Origin of the sequence: Streptomyces sp. SN-593, assembly GCF_016756395.1 — a bacterium.
Lineage (GTDB): Bacteria > Actinomycetota > Actinomycetes > Streptomycetales > Streptomycetaceae > Actinacidiphila > Actinacidiphila reveromycinica.
On record NZ_AP018365.1, the window covers coordinates 3,050,571 to 3,070,000 of the forward strand.

Below are 19,430 nucleotides of genomic sequence, written 5' to 3' on the forward strand. Positions count from 1 at the left end.
TTTGGCCCGAATGGACAGAAACCGGGGTTCCCGCCCAGGTCAGGCCGCTATTCGCTCGGCCAGCGCAACGGCCTCGGTGAGGCTGTCGGCTACCGGGACCCCGGCCGTCTCCAGGGTCGCACGACTGTGTGAACCGCCGGTGTACAGCACGGCGAACGCGCCCACGTGGGCGGCGGCGGCCGCGTCGTCCAGGGCGTCGCCGATGACCACGACGGGGCGGCCGTCGAGACCTTCGAGCGCGGCCACGTGCCGGGCCATCTGGGCGGACTTGCCCTCGCTTGCCGCGCCGCTGCGGCCGTCGATCCGCTGGAAGCGGCCGGTGATGCCGTGCGCGGCGACGAACGGCATCAACTGCTGCGGGGTGGCGAGCGAACACAGCGACTGGCTCAGTCCCGACGCGTGGCGCGAGGCGAGCAGTTCGGCCGCGCCCTCCGCGAGGCTGCACCGCTCGGCCAACCGCAGGTAGTGCCGCTCGAAGTTCGCGTCCATCACCGCCCACTCCTCCTCCGAGGGCAGCCGGCCCAGCAGCCGCTGGTAGAAGCGCGGTACCGGAACGCAGTACAGCTCGCGGTACCGCTCGGCGGTCACCGGGGGCAGGCCGAGCTCGGCGAACGAGGCGTTGGTCGCCCCGACCACCGCTTCGATGTCGTTGAAGAGGGTCCCGTTCCAGTCCCATACGAGGTGCGCGTTCACACAACGAACGTTACTCGCGCGCGGCGACCGCCCGTTTCCGGCCTGTGGACAACCTCCGTACGGGGTCAGCCGATCAGGTGGGGGATCTCCTGCGTCGCATACCACAGGAGTTCGTGATCCTCGGCACCGTCGACGGTGAACTGTGCGTCGTCGTCGCCGGCGTCCACCGCGCCCAGCGCTTCGGCCGCGGCGCGCACGTCGGACTCGGCGTCGTCGGCGTCCACGTGCACCGCGGCCGCCTCGTCGAGCCGCGCCGCGCGGGTCAGCCGCACCGCGCCGAGCGAGGCCGGGTCCAGGCCGCGGTCGGGGTCGTGGCGGACCACACCGTCGGCGACGTCCACCGCCACCACCACGCGCCTGCGCGGTACTTCGGGCCGCACGGCCAGCAGCCGCAGCGACCCCTGGGCGGCCCGGGTGAGCGCCGCGTACTCGAGTTCCTCGATGTCGTCGGAGACGTACCACTCGCGCAGGCCGGGCGTGACGGCGAAGGCGTCCAGCGGCGCCGGGCCCAGTTCGCCCGCCTTGTACGCCTCGGCGAGCCCGGCGAGCGTGGTGGGAATGTAGACGCGCATGGCGTGAAGCATACGGGTGCCGCCACCTTCACAGGTGAATCCGGCCCGACCGCCGGATCGGCCCCGGACGGCCGCCCGGCCGCTTGCCCGCGATCGGCGCCGCCGCCTACAACCGCCCCATCGCACCGGAAACGATCTTTGGGGAGACGCAGCATGCCCATCACGCCCTCGAACCGCCCCGGCACCCGCGCCCCGGCCCGCCCGGCGGTCACCCGCCCGGCCGCCACCCGCGCGACGCCGCACGCCGCGCCGCACCCGACGGCACCCCGCCCCGCGCCACCGCACCCGGGGCGCCGGCCGGCCGCCGGTACCGCGCCTCCACGCCGTACCGACCCGCGCCGGCCCTCCTCGCGGCCCAGGTCCGCGCTGCGCCCCCTGCCCCCGCACCTGTGGTTCGCCGATCGGCTGCTGGAGGTCCTCACCGGCCGCCGACCGCTGACCTCGCTGGCGGGGCGGGTCCGGGACGAGGCGTACCAGCGGCTGTGGATGCTGCACGCCGAGCGGGCGGACTGGCGGCGCCGCGCCCGCGGCCGCACCCCCTACGTGAGCCGCTGCCGCGTCTTCCCCACCGCGGGCGGCGCGCTGGAGGTGACCGCGGTGGTCGCCCTGGACGACGACGTGTTCCGGGCGATCGCCTTCCGGCTGGAACCCGGCGACGCCGACTCCGGCCCCGGCTACGGCCGCGCCCGCTGGCGCTGCACCGACGTCGCCGCGCGCTGACCTGCGGCGCCCGCGGACGGAACCCGACCACGGCACACGAACGGCTCGGGCACACGAACGGCTCGGGGCCGGACCGTCGCCGGTCCGGCCCCGAGCCGGTGCTGTGCGTCGACGCGGCCTGCCGCGCCGACCGCCTCGCCGCGCGCCTACTTCTTGCGGCGGCGACCGCCCTTGGCGGCCTTGCGGCGCTCCGCGCGGGTGGTGCCGACCTCCTCGTCGCCGGACGAGCCACCGGAGACGCCCGCCTCCTCGAACTCGCCCTCCACGACGCCGCCCTCACCGTCGACCGACGGCGCGGAGAAGTGCAGCCGGTCCGCCCGCTTGGGCGCCTCAAGGCCCTTGGCGCGGATCTCGGGCTGCTTGACCAGCGACGGCGGCGCGTCCTCCACCTCGTCCGACACCGGCACCTCCTCGACCTGCTGCTCCACCTGGACCTCCAGGTTGAACAGGTAGCCGACGGACTCCTCCTTGATGCCGTCCATCATGGCGGTGAACATGTCGAAGCCCTCGCGCTGGTACTCCACCAGCGGGTCGCGCTGCGCCATGGCGCGCAGGCCGATGCCCTCCTGGAGGTAGTCCATCTCGTAGAGGTGCTCACGCCACTTGCGGTCGAGGACCGACAGCACCACGCGGCGCTCCAGCTCGCGCATGATGTCCTCGGTGAGCTGCTTCTCCCGCTCGCCGTACTGCTCGTGGATGTCGTCCTTGACCGACTCGGCGATGAACTCGGCGGTGATGCCCGCGCGGTCGCCGGCCGCCTCCTCCAGCTCGTCCACGGTGACCTTCGCCGGGTAGAGCTGCTTGAACGCGCCCCACAGGCGGTCCAGGTCCCAGTCCTCGGCGAAGCCCTCGCGCGTCTCGGCGTCGATGTACGCGTCGATGGTGTCGTCCATGAAGTGCTGGACCTGCTCCTGGAGGTCCTCGCCCTCCAGGACGCGGCGGCGCTCGCCGTAGATCACCTCGCGCTGGCGGTTGAGCACCTCGTCGTACTTCAGGACGTTCTTGCGGATCTCGAAGTTCTGCTGCTCGACCTGCGACTGGGCGGACGCGATCGCCCGGGTGACCATCTTGTTCTCGATCGGCACGTCGTCGGGCACGTTGGCCATCGACATCACGCGCTCGACCATCTGCGCCTTGAACAGCCGCATCAGGTCGTCGCCGAGGGACAGGTAGAACCGGGACTCGCCCGGGTCGCCCTGGCGGCCGGAGCGTCCGCGCAGCTGGTTGTCGATACGGCGCGACTCGTGCCGCTCGGTGCCCAGGACGTAGAGGCCGCCGAGGTCCTTGACCTCCTCGAACTCGGTCTTCACCGCCTCCTCGGCGCGCTCCAGCGCCTCGGGCAGGGCCGCCGCCCACTCCTCGACGTGCTCGACCGGGTCCAGGCCGCGCTGGCGCAGCTCCGCCTCGGCGAGGTCGTCGGGGTTGCCGCCGAGCTTGATGTCGGTACCGCGGCCGGCCATGTTGGTGGCGACGGTGACCGCGCCCTTGCGCCCGGCCTGGGCGACGATGGTCGCCTCCCGGTCGTGCTGCTTGGCGTTGAGCACCTCGTGCGGGATGCCGCGCTTGGACAGTTGCGCGGACAGGTACTCGGACTTCTCGACGGAGACGGTGCCGACCAGCACCGGCTGGCCCTTCTCGTGCTTCTCGACGATGTCCTCCACGACGGCGGCGAACTTCGCCTCCTCCGTGCGGTAGATCAGATCCGGCTTGTCGTCGCGCTGCACCGGGCGGTGGGTCGGGATCGGCACGACGCCCAGCTTGTAGATCTGGTGGAACTCGGCGGCCTCGGTCATCGCCGTACCGGTCATGCCGCTGAGCTTGCCGTAGAGGCGGAAGAAGTTCTGGAGGGTGATCGTGGCGAGCGTCTGGTTCTCGTCCTTGATGTCCACCCCCTCCTTCGCCTCGATGGCCTGGTGCATGCCCTCGTTGTAGCGGCGGCCGGCGAGGATACGGCCGGTGTGCTCGTCGACGATCATGACCTCGCCGTCGATGACGACGTAGTCCTTGTCGTTCTTGTAGAGCTCCTTGGCCTTGATGGCGTTGTTCAGATAACCGACGAGCGGGGTGTTGACCGACTCGTAGAGGTTGTCGATGCCCAGCCAGTCCTCGACCTTGCCGACACCGGACTCGTGGATGGCGACGGTGCGCTTCTTCTCGTCCACGTCGTAGTCGCCGGTCTCCTCCTTGCCGAGGCTGCCGGCCTCGCCGCGGTCGAGCCGCCGCACCAGGCGGGCGAAGTCGCTGTACCACTTCGTGGCCTGGTCGGCCGGACCGGAGATGATCAGCGGGGTACGGGCCTCGTCCACCAGGATCGAGTCGACCTCGTCGACGATCGCGAAGTTGTGGCCGCGCTGGACCAGCTCGTCCTTCGACCAGGCCATGTTGTCGCGCAGGTAGTCGAACCCGAACTCGTTGTTGGTGCCGTAGGTGATGTCGCAGCCGTACTGCTCGCGGCGCTCGGCCGGCGTCATGTTCGCCAGGATGCAGCCGACGCTCAGGCCGAGGAACTTGTGCACCCGGCCCATCCACTCCGAGTCGCGCTCGGCGAGGTAGTCGTTGACCGTGATCAGGTGAACGCCCTTGCCGGAGATCGCGTTGAGGTACGCGGGAAGGGTGCCGACCAGGGTCTTGCCCTCACCGGTGCGCATCTCGGCGACGTAGCCGAGGTGCAGGGCCGCGCCGCCCATGAGCTGCACGTCGTAGTGGCGCTGGCCGAGCACGCGCTTGGCCGCCTCGCGCACCGCGGCGAACGCCTCCGGCATCAGGTCGTCCAGCGACTCCCCGTCCTCGTGGCGCTGCTTGAATTCGTCGGTGAGTGCCCGCAACTCGGCGTCCGTGAGCTCGACGAAGTCCTCTTCGACGGAATTTACCTGGTCCGCGATGCGGTGCAGCTTGCGCAGGATCTTGCCTTCACCTGCACGCATGATCTTGCTGATGACGGACACGTAGGCTGACTCCTTGCCGGTCGGGCCGGGCGCGAATTCCCGCGCGGGGCACAGCGCGGGTCCTGGTCTGCCTGGCCCTGCTGCAACGGCCATCGTAAGCGAGGACACCAGCGGGCCGGGAGGCCCGGCAGCGGCAAAACGGTTTTCCCCGGCTCCCGGCGGTCCGCGATACTCGGCCGCAGTCCTCCCGCCGCCCGATACGCGGCCGTCAGGGGGTGCCCGGCCCCGTGCCGGAAAGCCCGCCGGAAAGGTTCGCGCCCGCCATGGAAACACCTGTTCTCACCACAAAGCGCCTTGTGCTGCGCGCCCTGGAACCGCGTGACGGCGACGCCCTGTGGGCCGCCTGTCAGGACCCTGAGATCTCTCGCTGGACATCGGTCCCGTGGCCGTATCCGCGCGAACGCGCCGACGACTTCATCAACGTCGTGTGCGCGGACGGCTGGCGCGACGACAGCATGTACAACTTCGGCGTCTTCACCCGGGACGAAGGCGTCCTGGTCAGCTCCATGGGCCTGGTCCGCCTCCAGCACCTGGCCGCTCCGCAGCGCATGGCCGAGCTGGGCTACTGGACGGCTAAGCACATGCGCGGCAAGGGCTACACGGTGGAGGCGGCGCGGGCGGTGTGCTCCTGGGCCTTCGACACCCTGGGGGTGGAACGGCTGGAGTGGTTCGCCGAGGCGGGCAACGAAGCCTCCCGCGCGGTCGCGCTGAAGCTCGGCTTCGCCATGGAGGGCACCGTCCGGGCCATGGTCGTCCACGCAGGCACCCGGCGGGACGCCTGGAGCGGCTCCCTCCTCCCGTCGGACTGGGACCGCCCCTCCGAGGCGCAGTACCTGCCCTACACCGGGTAGCGGGGCGGCCGCCCGGGAGCGGGAACGGGGGCCGGGAAGCGGAGAACGGCGTCGGGGAGCCCGTCGGAACGGCCGGGAAAAGTCGCCGGAACGAGTGAACCCGCTGGTCAAAGCCGATTGTCGGTGGCGGGTCCTACGCTGGCCGTCATGACTCTCCTGCCGTCGCCTGAGCTCACCCTGTCCGCCGACGAAGCCCGCAGGATCGCCCTTCGGGCGCAGGGCTTCCTGGGCGCGCCGGACCGGCGGGCAGGTACCCGGGGCGTGCTCCGGTCGCTCGGCGCGGTCCAGCTCGACACCATCTCGGTGCTCGCCAGGTCGCACGAGCTGATCCCCTACGCCCGCCTGGGCGCGGTCGGCCGCGCGGGGGTGGAGGAGGCGTACTGGTCCGGCGGCCACGCCTTCGAGTACTGGTCGCACGCCGCCTGCATCCTGCCGATCGAGGAGTGGCCGCACTTCGCCTTCCGGCGCCGGGCCCGCCGTGCGCGCGGGCACCGCTGGCACATCCTGGAGGATGCCGAGCGCTCCTGCGCCGCCGTACTGGACCGCCTGAAGGTCGACGGCCCGCTCACCTCCACCGAACTGGGCGGCGCGAAGAACGGCGGCCCCTGGTGGGACTGGTCCGAGACGAAGATCGCGGTGGAGTGGCTGCTGGACACCGGCGAGGTGGTCTGCACCCAGCGCCGCGGCTGGAAGCGCGTCTACGACCTCGCCGAGCGCGCCGTCCCCGACGCCCTGCTGCACGACCGCCTCGACGACACCGAGTGCGTCAGGCGCCTGGTCGCGCAGGCCGGCGCGGCCATGGGCGTGGCCACCCGGGCGGACCTGGCCGACTACCACCGGCTCAAGGGCGAGCAGGTCGCGGCGGTGCTGGATGCCACGGGGCTGGTGCCCGTCGAGGTCGAGGGCTGGGGCAAGCCGGCGTGGGCCGACCCGGCCGCGCTCGCCGCCCCGCCGCGCGGGAGACACCGCACCACACTGCTGTCGCCCTTCGACTCCCTGGTCTGGGACCGTCCGCGCACCGAGCGCATCTTCGGCTTCACCCACCGCCTGGAGGCGTACACCCCCAAGCCGAAGCGGGTGCACGGATACTTCGCGATGCCGCTGCTGTCCGGTGGCCGGCTCATCGGCCGGGTGGACCCCGCGCGGGAGGGCAGGACCCTGGTCGCGCGGCAGGTCACCCTCGACGGTCCCAAGGCCGTGCAGCCCGCGGCCGACGCCCTCGCCGAGGCCGCGACCTGGGTGGGCTGCACCCAGGTCCGGGCCGAACGCGTCCTGCCCGAATCCCTGCGCGCCCCGCTGACCGCCGCCCTCACCCGCAGCCGAGCCGACGGCTAAGGGCCGTCCCGCAATCCCCGACGGGCGTGCGACGACAGCTACGGCGCCTCGCTTCGTTGTCGGGCGCATCCACAGACGACCCGGTATGAGGACGACCCTCCGCCTTGCGATCCACCGCATCTGACGCCGCACGCTGATCCGCCGGGGATGACGGGACAGCCCTTAGCGGATCTCCAGGATCTTCTCCCGCATCGCGTAGACCACGGCCTCCATGCGGGAGTGGAGCTGGAGCTTCTCCAGGATGTTGCGGACGTGGTTCTTCACCGTGTTCTCGCTGATGAACAGTTCCTTGGCGATGTCGCGGTTGTTCAGGCCGGTGGCCACCAGCTTGAGCACCTCCAACTCGCGGTCGGTGAGTTTGGGCGCCGGGAGCAGCCGCTTCTCGTCCGTGCGCTGGATCATCGACTTGAACTCGGTCAGCAGCTTCGACGCCATCGACGGACTGATCTGCGACTGCCCGTCCGCGACCGCCCGGATCGCGGTCGCCACCTCGTCGGTGGAGATCTCCTTGAGCAGGTAGCCCGTCGCGCCGGCCTTGATCGCCTCGTAGAGGTCGGCTTCCTCGTCGCTTATCGTCAACATGATGATCTTGGCGCTGGGCGCGACCTCCTTGATCGAGGTGCACGCCTCGATCCCCCCGCGCCGCGGCATCCTGACGTCCATCAGCACGATGTCCGGCAGCAGGTCCGCGGCCTTCTCCACCGCCTCGGCACCGTCGCCCGCCTCACCGATGACCTGGATGTCCTCCTCCTGCGCGAGGACGATCTCCAGGCCCCGCCGGAACAGCGCGTGGTCGTCGACGACGAGCACCCGAATCGGCTCCGCGCGCGGCGGCCCGGACTGTTCGCCGTACTGCTCCGGGCTCCCCTCGCCGGGCGCCCCGCGCTCGAAGTCCGGCATCAATTCCTCCCCCTCAGACCAGAGTTGACCACTGGCCCAGCATTTCACGTCCTGGCGCGCCGACGCCCCCGGCACCGGACCGGGGGCATGCGGCGCTCCTGCTTCCCGCGGACCCTCCCGGGCCCTGCCGAAGGTCAGGCGCCGTGGTGCAGCGCGTCACCGGCTCCCGCCGGCGGCGCGGAACCCGACTGGTCCGCGTTGAGGTGGATCACGCCGTAGTCGTAGCCCTGCCGCCGGTAGACCACGCTCGGCTGCTTGGACTCGCTGTCGACGAACAGGTAGAAGTCGTGCCCGACCAGCTCCATCTCGTACAGCGCCTGGTCCAGGGCCATCGGCGCCGCGGCATGGGTCTTCTCCCGGACCACGAGCGGGCCCTCCCCGCGGACTTCCAGCGGCCCGATCCTGGTCGTGGGCACCTCACCGTCCGCCGACGGGTCGGCGACGAGGGTGCCGTCCCCGTTGATCCGGGCGACGCCGGGAACGCTGTCGGCCACCTCCGCGGCCGGAATACGGCCGTTGCCCCGACGGGTGTGCCGCTTGCTCGCGGCCTTCCGCAGCCGGGCCTCCAGCTTCGTCACCGCCACGTCCAGGGCCGCGTACGGGTCCGCCGCGGCGGCCTCCGCCCGCACCACGGGCCCACGGGTGTTCAGCGTGATCTCCACCCGGTCGCTGTGCTCGGCCTGCCGGGGATTGAGCTCCTTGGACACCTCGACGTCGAGGCTGATCACCTTGCCGTCGAGCTTCTGGATCTTGTCCAGCTTCTCGGCCACGTGCTTCCGGAACCTCTCGGGCACCTCGGTCTTGCGGCCTTTGACGACGATGTCCACGCAGAACTCCGTTCCGGACCACCCCCGTGACCAGGGGCAATCCCTTTCATGAGGCCGACGAGGGTGCCAGTCCCTGCCGGCGCTGCGTTAGCTGCCGCTCCGCCACCCGGGCTGCTCCGGATACCGCGAAGCTGCGACTTTCACCTCCTTCTGCCCCACAGGGAAGATCAACACCCCCGGTGTTCGCTTCCCTATCCCCCGAACATAGTCCCGGAGTGTGCCTCTCGGCATCCTCAGCGCGGGCATACCTCCGTTCCGGTGAATGTCAGCTCCCATCACCTGCGACGATGCGTAAATCAGCCGATCCCGGAATCGTGCGGACCGGCCACCACCGCGGCGCCGATGACCCTGCCGCCGGCCGCGGCCAGAGCGGCTGCGGCCACCGCGAGCGACGCGCCGGTCGTCATGAGGTCGTCGACCAGCACCACCGGGGCCGCGGCCAGCAGCGCGACGCCGCCGCTCCCGACTTCCATCGCGTCGAAGAGGTTCGCCAACCTCCCTTCCGCGCCCAGTTCGGCCTGGTCGCAGACCTGCCGCCGCTGCCGCAGCACCGCCGCCGAGCGGGCGGGGACACCCCGCCGCCGCAGGTCCCGGGCCGCCGCGCGGGCGATGCGGGCGGTGGCGTCGTGTCCCCGCTGGGCGACCGCGCGGCGGGCCGAGGGCACGGGCACCAGGAGCAGCCACGGGCGGGGCCACGGCGCCGGCCGCGGCACGGGCGGTACCGGTGGCCCGGAAGCGCCTCGCAGGGCGGTGCGGGGCGTCTCCAGGCCGCGGTGGACCGGCCACAGGTCGGAGCGGGGCCCGTGGTCGGCGCCGGCTGCCGCTGGAGCCCGTCCGGGCGGGTTCCAGCGGTGGCCGACCGCATGCGGGGTGGCCGTGCCGGGCGGGGCGCCGAGGGGAGCGGTCGCCCGGACGACCGCTCCCGCCAGTGCCTCGCCCAGCGGCCGAGCGAGGCCCAGGGCGCCCCGCTCCTTGTGGGCGAGGACGACGGCCCGCACCTCGTCCCCGTACCGGCCGGCCGCGTAGACCGGCGGCAGCCCTGGCGGCTCGGGGGACGGACGCACGCGCCGTGCCGTGGCCGCTCCGCCCAGCAGCCCGCGGCACCGCTCGCACAACTCCGTCCGCGGGCTCCCGCAGCCCGCGCAGTCCACCGGGAGGAACAACCCGGCGATCTCCCGCCACCAACCCCGCATGACTCAACTCTGCGCCCTGCGGCAAGCCCGCTGCCAGTCACTCTTTCGTGTCTGTGGACAACATCATCCCCGCAGGTCAGCCCGGGTAGATCGGAGCGCTGCCCTTCGGGGAGACCTGCTTCCAGTTCGCGTCCGTCGGCAGTTCGTAGACCCTGCCGTTGTACGAGGCGAGCAGCGGGGCGGCCGTGTTCTCCGAGGAGGCGACGGAGGTGGCCTCACTGACCCCCTGCAACGCCGAACCGGCCGAGCCGTCCGAGCTGATGTACTCGATCTGCTGGGCCCCGCCCGGTTCGGTGTCGAGCACCACGAGCCTGCTGGCACCGGCCCAGGACACGGACGTCATGTTCTCTCCGGCCGGCGTCAGCGGGCGCAGGCTGTTGACCGCGAACTGGGGGTGCTGGGTGGTGCCCTCCCGGACGATCCGGCCGAGCATCAACCGGGTCTCGCTGCCCTGCTGCACCACCAGGGCGATCCGCACCCCGTCCGAGGCCACCCGCAGCGACTGGATGCGCCCGTCGAGGTCGGGCACGGGCACCTCGATCGGGGCGCCGGTCCCCTTCGGCAGCACCAGCAGCTTCGGGGAGTCGGGGTCGCGGTCGGCCACCCACAGGTCGTCGAACCCGTCCCAGCTCGGCGCGCTCAGCCCGTCCTTGACGTTGCTGCTCGCGACCGTCTTGCCGAAGGTCTGCCCGGTGACCAGCGACCCGACCACCAGATCGCGCCCGTCGGCGCGCACGCCCGCGGCCACCTCCTGGTCCCTGCGCACCGCCACCGAGTCCAGGTACGCCTTGCTGGAGCCGAACGGTCCCGGCACCGCGGTCGCCTTCGGCGTGCTGCCCTTGCCGTCGTCGGTCAGCTCCAGCAACCGGTGCTGGCTGTCCGCCTCGATGAAGTAGGGCCGCGGGGTGGCGCCGGCCAGGTTCTCCGGGCCGTATCCGACCGCGTCGTTGCTGTGCAGCACGCACGCGGTGGAGCCGTCCGCGTGCTCCACCTGGGCGGACACCAGCTGGGCGGACGCCTGCGCCTGGACGGTCGCGAAGAGCTGCGCGGCCAGTTGCGTGCAGCGCTGCCCCTTCAGCTTGTCGGCGGCGCTGTCCAGGCGGACCTGGAGCCGTTGCGAGTCGTCCACCGACACCCCGTGGTCGGGCCCCTTGTCCTCCAGCCGCGTCCCCGCGGGCGTCGCGGTCGTGACCACGTGGGACAGCCAGTCGGTGGGCCCGCCCAGCAACGCCGAGACCGTCGACACCAGCGGGTCGTTCTGGATGCGCAGGTACACCGGATCGGCGACCAGCGTCGCGTTGCTGCTGCCGCCGGCCGGGTGCTCGTCAGGCCCGAGCCGCGCGAAGTAGTACATGTTCACGGAGTGGTATATCCGCTGGAAGTCCAGGTCGGACAGCACCAGGCCGTTCGCGAGGCCGTCGATCCGCCACTGGTTGTCCTCCTTCACCAGGTGGAACGAGGTGCTGAAGGCGCCGTGGTCCGGCTCGTAGGCGTGCTTGGCGTCCACCACCGCCGACTTCGTGGCCGACAGCGTGACCGTGGTGTAACCCTCCTTGCGTCCGCTGCCGCCCACCTCGCGCGGAGCCAGCTCACCGGAGAAGACGGTGATCCCCGTGTCCGGCTTCCAGCGGTCCTTCTCCTGCTTCGACAGGTAGCTCTTCGCCGTCACGAAGTCCGACTCGCTGCTGGTGGTCGCCTCCAGGAAGCCGTTGACGATGTCGGACGCGCTCTCCCCCGGGCTCGGCCCGATGCCGAAGACGCGCACCTGCGAGTCGGAGTCCGCCCGCTGGCCCTCACTGACCTTGCGGACCTCCCCACTGCTGGGCATCGAGGCGCAACCGGCCAGCAGCAGCGCGGCGAACAACGGCAGCAGCGCGTGCCGCAGCAGCCGGAGCCGGCCGCCCCCCATCGCACCCATCAGACGTCGTCCTCCCGCGTGTTTTCCCTACGCTCCACGACCCGCGCGCCGCTGCCCGGAAGGGCCGCGGGGTCCGCCGTCGGCGGCCGGGTCGGCGCCTTGGGCACCAGTGGCATGGACGGCAGCTGCGGCCCGCGGGCGGTGGCCTGCCGCGCCGCCGGGCCGTCACCGGCAGCACCTCCCGGCCCGCCTGCCCTGGGCACGGGAACCGACGGCCCGGGCCTGGCCTGGAGCCCCGCGGAGCTCAGCCCCCGGTTGCGGCGCGAGTCGTCGGGCTCCAACGGGATCGGCGAACCGCGCAGGCTGTCCCCGGCGGTGCGCGGAAGTGTCATACGGAACTGCGACCCGCCGCCCGGCTCGCCCCACGCCTGCAGCCAGCCGCCGTGCAACCGGGCGTCCTCCACCGCGATGGACAGGCCGAGCCCGGTACCGCCGGTGGTGCGCGCACGTGCCGGGTCGGCCCGCCAGAAGCGGTTGAACACGCGGGTTGCCTCGCCCGGCTTCAGACCGACGCCGTAGTCCCGGACCGCGACCGCGACCGCGCCGTCGGCCGTGGCCAGCCGCACCACCACGTCACGGCCCTCGCCGTGCTCGATCGCGTTGACCACCAGGTTGCGCAGCACGCGCTCCACCCGGCGGGCGTCGGCCTCCGCTATCACCGGCTGCGCGTCGCCGCGGATGACCACGCGGGTCCCCTTGCGCTCGGCAAGCGGCTCCGCGGCGTCCACCACCTGGCGCACCACGTCCCGCAGGTCTATCGGCTCGGCGGCCAGGTCGGCGGCCCCGGCGTCGAACCGGCTGATCTCCAGCAGGTCCGACAGCAGCGACTCGAAACGGTCCAACTGGTTCTGCAGGAGTTCTGCCGAGCGCGCGGTGACCGGGTCGAAGTCCGTCCGCGCGTCGTGGATGACGTCGGCCGCCATCCGGACCGTCGTCAGCGGGGTGCGCAGCTCGTGCGACACGTCGGAGACGAAACGGCGCTGGATCCGCGACAGGTCCTCCAACTGCTGGATCTTGACCTGGAGGTTCTGCGCCATCTTGTTGAACGACTCGCCGAGCCGGGCGATGTCGTCCTCCCCGGTGACCTGCATCCGCTCCTGGAGCCGCCCGGCCGCCAGCCGCTCGGCGATCCCGGCCGCCATCCGCACCGGCGTGACGACCTGCCGCGTCACCAGCCAGGCGATCGCGCCGAGCAGGACCACCACGAATATCCCCGCGGTGGCCAGGGTCCCCTTGACCAGCCCGAGGGTCTTCTCCTCCTGGTCAAAGGGGAACAGGTAGTACAGCTGGTAGGTGTTCCCGTTGATGTCCGTCAGCCGCTTGCCCACGGCGAGCGCAGGCCGCGGCTTGTGACCGTCGTCGGTCTTCACCATCGTGTACTGCTTGAGCGCCCCAGGATGGCTCTGCACAGCGTCGCTGAGCGACTTCGGAATGCTCTCCTCGGGCAGGACGGTGCCCGAGCCGCGCGGCCCGCGCACGCTGCCGGCGTTCCCGCCGGCGAACGGCGGGTCGTCGCCCCGCCCGGGGCTGAGCGCGACGATCCAGTACACGCCCTTGCCGCCGCTGGCGAACTGCTCGACCAGGCTGTTCAGCCACGTCCCGGAGTCGACCCGGCCCTGCGCGGCACCCGAGCCGGACGCCTGCTGGGTCTGGCTGCCCTTGTCCGCCATGTCCTGCGCGATGGAGAAGCCACCGGTCGCCTGGTTGGTGGCGGCCTTCTCCTTCGCGTCCAGCAGCCCGTTCTGCACCTGGCCGATGACCACGAAGCCGAGCAGCAGCACCACGCCCACCGACATCAGCAGCGTGAAGGCGACCACCCGCAGCTGAAGGTTGCGCCGCCAGAGCCGCACCGCCGGCTGCAGCGGACGCCGCGCCCAGCGCACGAACGAGCGGATCACCGGCAGCAGTCCCTGCATCGGGTCCGCCAGCCGGCTCTCCAGGCGCTCACGCTCGTACGACGCCCACATCTCAGCCCGGTCCCGCCTTGTAGCCGACACCGCGGACGGTCACGACGATCTCCGGGCGCTCGGGGTCCTGCTCCACCTTCGACCGCAGCCGCTGCACGTGCACGTTCACCAGCCGGGTGTCGGCGGCGTGGCGATAGCCCCAGACCTGCTCCAGCAGCACCTCGCGCGTGAACACCTGCCACGGCTTGCGGGCGAGCGCGACCAGCAGGTCGAACTCCAACGGCGTCAGCGCGATCGGCTGGCCGCCACGCTTCACCGAGTGCCCGGCGACGTCGATCAGCAGGTCCCCGATCGCCAACTGCTCGGGAGTCGGCTCCTCCGCACGCCGCAACCGCGCCCGTACCCGTGCCACCAGCTCCTTGGGCTTGAACGGCTTGATCACGTAGTCGTCCGCCCCGGACTCCAGGCCGACCACCACGTCCACGGTGTCGCTCTTCGCCGTGAGCATCACGATCGGCACGCCGGACTCCGCGCGGATCTGCCGGCACACATCGATGCCGTCCCTCCCGGGCAGCATCAGGTCCAGGAGCACCAGATCCGGCTTGGCCTCCCGGAAAGCAGCGAGAGCCTTGTCGCCGTCAGCGCAGAACGACGGCTCGAAACCCTCTCCGCGCAGCACGATGCCGAGCATCTCTGACAGCGCGGTGTCGTCATCGACGACCAGGACTCGTCCCTTCATACCGACCATCATCCCATTTACGTATCGATACCGGTGACCTTTGGTGATCGAGGTCACGCTACGCAACCATTCTCCATGGTTGCGCGCCCTTGCGCTGTCCCCCTGTGACAGCCTGTGGACAACTTGTGCCACGACCGTGCGGCGACCTTACCGGCACACGGCTGCCAGCGTCTCGGCCGTCACCGGCGAGACCACCCCGTTCTCCGTCACGATCGCGGTGATCAGCTCCGGCGGCGTCACGTCGAACGCTGGGTTGTACGCCTGCGTGCCCAGGGGCGACGGGGCGAGATCGGTCACCTCCGCGCCGGACCGCTGCTCGACCTCGATCGACGGGCCGTCCGGCGTCCCCAGGTCGATCGTCGTCGTCGGCGCCACCACGACGAACGGCACGTGGTGGTAGCGCGCGAGCACCGACAGCGGATAGGTGCCCACCTTGTTCGCCGTGGATCCGTCCGCCGCGATCCGGTCAGCGCCCACCAGCACCGCGTCGACCTCGCCCGCGGTGAACAGCGACCCCGCCGCGTTGTCCGTGAGCAGCGTGTACGGCATCCCGGCCCGCGCCGCCTCGTAGGCGGTCAGCCTCGCCCCCTGGAGCAGCGGCCGCGTCTCGTCCACCCACAGGCGCCGCAGCTCGCCGGCCCGGTGCGCGGCCAGCACGACACCGAGTGCGGTGCCCTGCCCTCCCGACACCAAGGCTCCCGTGTTGCAGTGCGTCAGCACCCGATACCCCCCACCGGGCACCAGCTCGGCCAGCAACTGCTTCCCGTGCCCGGCCATCGCCGCGCTCGCCTCCGCGTCCTCAGCGTGCAGCGCCCGCGCTTCGGCGAGCGCGGCAGCCGCCGCGTGCTCCGGCTCGGCCTCGCGGTACGCGCCGAGCGCCCGGTGCACTCCGTAGGCGAGGTTGACCGCGGTCGGTCGGGCCCGCGCGAGGAGCTCGGCCGCTTCTTCCACGTCATATCCGCGCGCCGCCGCCAGCGCGACACCGTACGCACCCGCCAGACCGAGCAGCGGCGCGCCACGCACGGCGAGCGAGCCGATCGCGCCCACGAGCCCCTGCACGTCCGTGCACGCCAACTCCACCTCCTCCTGAGGAAGTCGGGTCTGGTCGAGCAGTACCAGCACCGGCCCCTCGGGCGGCTCCTCCCATCGCAGCGCCGGTATGAAGTCGTTCTCAGGTCGCGTGATGTGATCACCCATATCGCTCAGTCTGCCCTGTCAAGCCGTGACGACGTCAGCCCATGGCACGATGGCGGCTTGAACCAGCCGAGCAACACGAAGAGGGGCAACCTCCGATGACCAACACTCCGGGCTCCACGACGCCCGGGCCCTCCGACTCCCCCGAGCCGGACGGCGGCACCGGTCCCGGCCCTGCCCCGTCGCCCCAACTCCCCGAACAGGACCGGCCGGCCGCACCGTCCGTACCGCCGGAAGCCTCACTGCACCGGCCCGACCCGGGCCCGGGCTGGTCCGCCCAACAGCCACCGGCCGACGCCAACGGCTGGGGCCGCTGGACACCGCCGCCGGGGAGCCGTTCGCCGCTACCCCCGTCGCAGGGCGGCCCCCGTTGGGGCGGTCCCCCCGCGCCCAACGGATGGCAGCAGCAGGGCCCTTGGAGCCGGCCCGCAGCTCCCCAGCCCGGGGTCGTCCCGCTGCGCCCCCTCGATGTCGGCGAGATCCTCGGCGGTTCCGTCGCCACCCTCCGACGCCACTGGCGCGCCATCCTCGGCGTGACCGCGACGGTCGCCCTCGTCACACAGGCGATCGCTGTCGTCGTCCAGGGCTCCTACACCGACGACGGCAGCCTCGAGAAGCTGGAGGACACCGACCACCCGAGCGCGCACGACCTCCTTCACGGCCTCCGCGACGCCTACGCGGGCCTTGGGCTCACGGTCGTGGTCGCCGCTCTCGGCGTCCTGACCGCCACGGCGATACTGGCCCTGGTCACCAGCCGCGCCGTCCTGGGCCGTACGGTCGCGGTCGGCGAGGTCTGGCGCGAGGCCCGCGGCAGGTTCGGGCGGCTGGTCGGCCTCGCGCTCCTGCTCGTCGGCCTCTACGTCGCGGTCCTGGGCATCGGTGTGCTGCCGGGCGTCCTCGTCGCCGCGGCGGGGGTGTCGGACGGCGGGGCGGCCCTGGCCGTGCTCGGAGCCTGTGCCGGCCTGGTCGTGATGGTCTGGCTGTGGATTCTGCTGAGCCTCTCCCCGCCGGCGCTCATGCTCGAGAACCAGAGCGTCGTCGGCGCGATGAAGCGGTCGGCCAAACTCGTCCGGGGTGCCTGGTGGCGTGTCCTCGGGGTCGAGCTGTTGACCGTGCTCGTCACGTACATCGCTTCGGCCATCATCGAGCTGCCGTTCACGATCCTGTCCTCGGCCGTCACCAACGAGTCCTTCTCGTCCTTCTACAACTCCGACAGCTCTCCCGGCTGGACGTTCCTCGTCGTCAACGGCATCGGGGCCGTCGTGGGCTCGATGGTGACCCTTCCGGTCAGCTCCGGCACGGTCACGCTGCTCTACATCGACCAGCGCATCCGCCGCGAGTCGCTGGACATCGAGCTGCACCAGGCCGCCGAGCAGAAGTGAGCGGTCGAGCCCAGCCGCAAGGCTGGGCTCGACCGGAGGAGTCGGCGGCGGAACAGGGTGAGGAACGCAAAAAAGCCTCGGCCCCCGGTCGAAACCGGGGGCCGAGGCTGAATGATTGTTCGGCGGTGTCCTACTCTCCCACAGGGTCCCCCCTGCAGTACCATCGGCGCTGAAAGGCTTAGCTTCCGGGTTCGGAATGTAACCGGGCGTTTCCCTAACGCTATGACCACCGAAACACTATGAAACTCTCCACACACCACACACCCCACCCGGTTCTCACCAGGCAATGGCATGTGGGTAGCTGGTTGTTTCAGAACCACACAGTGGACGCGAGCACACATGGACAAGCCCTCGGCCTATTAGTACCGGTCAGCTCCACCCCTCACGAGGCTTCCACATCCGGCCTATCAACCCAGTCGTCTACTGGGAGCCTTACCCCATCAAGTGGGTGGGAGCCCTCATCTCGAAGCAGGCTTCCCGCTTAGATGCTTTCAGCGGTTATCCCTCCCGAACGTAGCCAACCAGCCATGCCCTTGGCAGAACAACTGGCACACCAGAGGTTCGTCCGTCCCGGTCCTCTCGTACTAGGGACAGCCCTTCTCAAGACTCCAACGCGCGCAGCGGATAGGGACCGAACTGTCTCACGACGTTCTAAACCCAGCTCGCGTACCGCTTTAATGGGCGAACAGCCCAACCCTTGGGACCGACTCCAGCCCCAGGATGCGACGAGCCGACATCGAGGTGCCAAACCATCCCGTCGATATGGACTCTTGGGGAAGATCAGCCTGTTATCCCCGGGGTACCTTTTATCCGTTGAGCGACGGCGCTTCCACAAGCCACCGCCGGATCACTAGTCCCTACTTTCGTACCTGCTCGACCCGTCAGTCTCACAGTCAAGCTCCCTTGTGCACTTACACTCAACACCTGATTGCCAACCAGGCTGAGGGAACCTTTGGGCGCCTCCGTTACCCTTTAGGAGGCAACCGCCCCAGTTAAACTACCCACCAGACACTGTCCCTGATCCGGATCACGGACCGAGGTTAGACATCCAGCACGACCAGAGTGGTATTTCAACGACGACTCCCATCAAGCTGGCGCTCGATGATCAAAGTCTCCCACCTATCCTACACAAGCCGAACCGAACACCAATATCAAGCTATAGTAAAGGTCCCGGGGTCTTTCCGTCCTGCTGCGCGAAACGAGCATCTTTACTCGTAGTGCAATTTCACCGGGCCTATGGTTGAGACAGTCGAGAAGTCGTTACGCCATTCGTGCAGGTCGGAACTTACCCGACAAGGAATTTCGCTACCTTAGGATGGTTATAGTTACCACCGCCGTTTACTGGCGCTTAAGTTCTCAGCTTCGCCACACCGAAATGTGACTAACCGGTCCCCTTAACGTTCCAGCACCGGGCAGGCGTCAGTCCGTATACATCGCCTTACGGCTTCGCACGGACCTGTGTTTTTAGTAAACAGTCGCTTCTCGCTGGTCTCTGCGGCCACCCCCAGCTCACACCGTAAAGATGATCACCAGAAGTGGCCCCCCTTCTCCCGAAGTTACGGGGGCATTTTGCCGAGTTCCTTAACCATAGTTCACCCGAACGCCTCGGTATTCTCTACCAGACCACCTGAGTCGGTTTAGGGTACGGGCCGCCTTGAAACTCGCTAGAGGCTTTTCTCGACAGCATAGGATCATCCACTTCACCACAATCGGCTCGGCATCAGGTCTCAGACTTAAAGCTGCCCGGATTTACCTGGACAACGTCCTACACCCTTACCCCGGGACAACCACCGCCCGGGCTGGACTACCTTCCTGCGTCACCCCATCACTTACCTACTACAAGTCCGGTTCAGCGGCTCCACCACTCCCCCTCACTCCGAAGAGATCAGAGGCGGCTTCACGGCCTTAGCATCGCTCGGTTCAGTACTGGGCGCTTCAAAGCGGGTACCGGAATATCAACCGGTTGTCCATCGACTACGCCTGTCGGCCTCGCCTTAGGTCCCGACTTACCCTGGGCAGATCAGCTTGACCCAGGAACCCTTAGTCAATCGGCGCAAGAGTTTCCCACTCTTGTATCGCTACTCATGCCTGCATTCTCACTCGTGAACCATCCACCACTCGCTTACACGGCGGCTTCACCCGGCACACGACGCTCCCCTACCCATCCGTACGGGCGTTGGCCCTCATGTACGAATGACACGACTTCGGCGGTACGCTTGAGCCCCGCTACATTGTCGGCGCGGAATCACTTGAC

Annotated in this window: 14 protein-coding genes and 2 rRNA genes (1 of these 16 only partly in view); 4 read left to right on the forward strand and 12 right to left on the reverse strand. The window is 70.0% G+C overall.

Annotated elements, in window-relative coordinates:
- Nucleotides 1-39: 39 nt before the first annotated feature.
- Both RVR_RS12550 and RVR_RS12555 read right to left on the reverse strand, forming a co-directional pair.
- Nucleotides 40-693, reverse strand: coding sequence for an HAD family hydrolase (locus tag RVR_RS12550; RefSeq protein ID WP_202233931.1), 654 nt, complete (start codon nucleotides 691-693; stop codon nucleotides 40-42).
- 65 nt (nucleotides 694-758) lie between these two features.
- Nucleotides 759-1,265 (reverse strand): DUF6912 family protein, encoded by a 507-nt coding sequence (locus RVR_RS12555; RefSeq protein ID WP_202233932.1) that lies wholly within the window; start codon nucleotides 1,263-1,265, stop codon nucleotides 759-761.
- Between the two features lie 153 nt (nucleotides 1,266-1,418).
- On the opposite strand from RVR_RS12555, the gene RVR_RS12560 reads away from it, so the two are divergent.
- A complete protein-coding gene (locus RVR_RS12560) occupies nucleotides 1,419-1,985 on the forward strand; it encodes an Rv3235 family protein (RefSeq protein ID WP_202233933.1) in 567 nt (188 codons plus the stop codon).
- A 146-nt stretch (nucleotides 1,986-2,131) separates the two neighbouring features.
- On the opposite strand, the gene secA is transcribed toward RVR_RS12560, so the two are convergent.
- On the reverse strand, nucleotides 2,132-4,930 hold the full coding sequence (secA, locus tag RVR_RS12565) for a preprotein translocase subunit SecA (RefSeq protein WP_202233934.1): 2,799 nt from the start codon (nucleotides 4,928-4,930) through the stop codon (nucleotides 2,132-2,134).
- Nucleotides 4,931-5,193: 263 nt separating this feature from the next.
- Between secA and RVR_RS12570 the strand changes: the two genes are divergently transcribed.
- Together RVR_RS12570 and RVR_RS12575 are read left to right on the forward strand one after the other, a co-directional pair.
- The gene (locus RVR_RS12570; RefSeq protein WP_202233935.1) at nucleotides 5,194-5,781 is read left to right on the forward strand and encodes a GNAT family N-acetyltransferase; all 588 of its coding nucleotides are present in this window, start codon (nucleotides 5,194-5,196) and stop codon (nucleotides 5,779-5,781) included.
- Between the two features lie 147 nt (nucleotides 5,782-5,928).
- Nucleotides 5,929-7,116 carry a winged helix-turn-helix domain-containing protein gene (locus RVR_RS12575; protein ID WP_202233936.1) on the forward strand — a complete coding sequence of 396 codons (1,188 nt, stop codon included), beginning with the start codon at nucleotides 5,929-5,931 and terminating at the stop codon, nucleotides 7,114-7,116.
- Nucleotides 7,117-7,278: 162 nt separating this feature from the next.
- Here the strand turns inward: RVR_RS12575 and RVR_RS12580 are convergent, their stop codons facing one another.
- From RVR_RS12580 to mtnA, 7 genes are all read right to left on the reverse strand, one after another.
- Nucleotides 7,279-8,016 (reverse strand): response regulator, encoded by a 738-nt coding sequence (locus RVR_RS12580; RefSeq protein ID WP_202233937.1) that lies wholly within the window; start codon nucleotides 8,014-8,016, stop codon nucleotides 7,279-7,281.
- A gap of 134 nt (nucleotides 8,017-8,150) precedes the next feature.
- On the reverse strand, nucleotides 8,151-8,843 hold the full coding sequence (gene hpf / locus RVR_RS12585; protein ID WP_202233938.1) for a ribosome hibernation-promoting factor, HPF/YfiA family: 693 nt from the start codon (nucleotides 8,841-8,843) through the stop codon (nucleotides 8,151-8,153).
- A gap of 296 nt (nucleotides 8,844-9,139) precedes the next feature.
- Nucleotides 9,140-10,036, reverse strand: coding sequence for a ComF family protein (locus RVR_RS12590; RefSeq protein WP_202233939.1), 897 nt, complete (start codon nucleotides 10,034-10,036; stop codon nucleotides 9,140-9,142).
- A gap of 76 nt (nucleotides 10,037-10,112) precedes the next feature.
- Complete coding sequence (locus RVR_RS12595; RefSeq protein WP_237404701.1) at nucleotides 10,113-11,954, reverse strand: LpqB family beta-propeller domain-containing protein; 1,842 nt, start codon at nucleotides 11,952-11,954, stop codon at nucleotides 10,113-10,115.
- Nucleotides 11,954-13,921, reverse strand: a complete 1,968-nt coding sequence (gene mtrB / locus RVR_RS12600) for an MtrAB system histidine kinase MtrB (protein WP_202233940.1) — start codon at nucleotides 13,919-13,921, stop codon at nucleotides 11,954-11,956. The genes RVR_RS12595 and mtrB overlap by 1 nt, the downstream gene beginning before the upstream one ends.
- Nucleotide 13,922: 1 nt before the next feature.
- Nucleotides 13,923-14,612: an MtrAB system response regulator MtrA gene (mtrA, locus tag RVR_RS12605; protein WP_202233941.1), complete on the reverse strand. Its 690-nt coding sequence runs from the start codon at nucleotides 14,610-14,612 to the stop codon at nucleotides 13,923-13,925.
- 135 nt (nucleotides 14,613-14,747) lie between these two features.
- Nucleotides 14,748-15,797, reverse strand: coding sequence for an S-methyl-5-thioribose-1-phosphate isomerase (mtnA, locus tag RVR_RS12610; protein ID WP_202233942.1), 1,050 nt, complete (start codon nucleotides 15,795-15,797; stop codon nucleotides 14,748-14,750).
- A 95-nt stretch (nucleotides 15,798-15,892) separates the two neighbouring features.
- Here mtnA and RVR_RS12615 point away from each other — a divergent pair, with 95 nt between their 5' ends.
- Nucleotides 15,893-17,176 carry a DUF7847 domain-containing protein gene (locus tag RVR_RS12615; protein WP_202233943.1) on the forward strand — a complete coding sequence of 428 codons (1,284 nt, stop codon included), beginning with the start codon at nucleotides 15,893-15,895 and terminating at the stop codon, nucleotides 17,174-17,176.
- A 117-nt stretch (nucleotides 17,177-17,293) separates the two neighbouring features.
- Here RVR_RS12615 and rrf read toward each other — a convergent pair.
- Nucleotides 17,294-17,410: ribosomal RNA gene (rrf, locus tag RVR_RS12620) — 5S ribosomal RNA — on the reverse strand.
- Between the two features lie 105 nt (nucleotides 17,411-17,515).
- Nucleotides 17,516-19,430 (reverse strand): 23S ribosomal RNA (locus RVR_RS12625) (it continues 1,211 nt past the right edge of the window).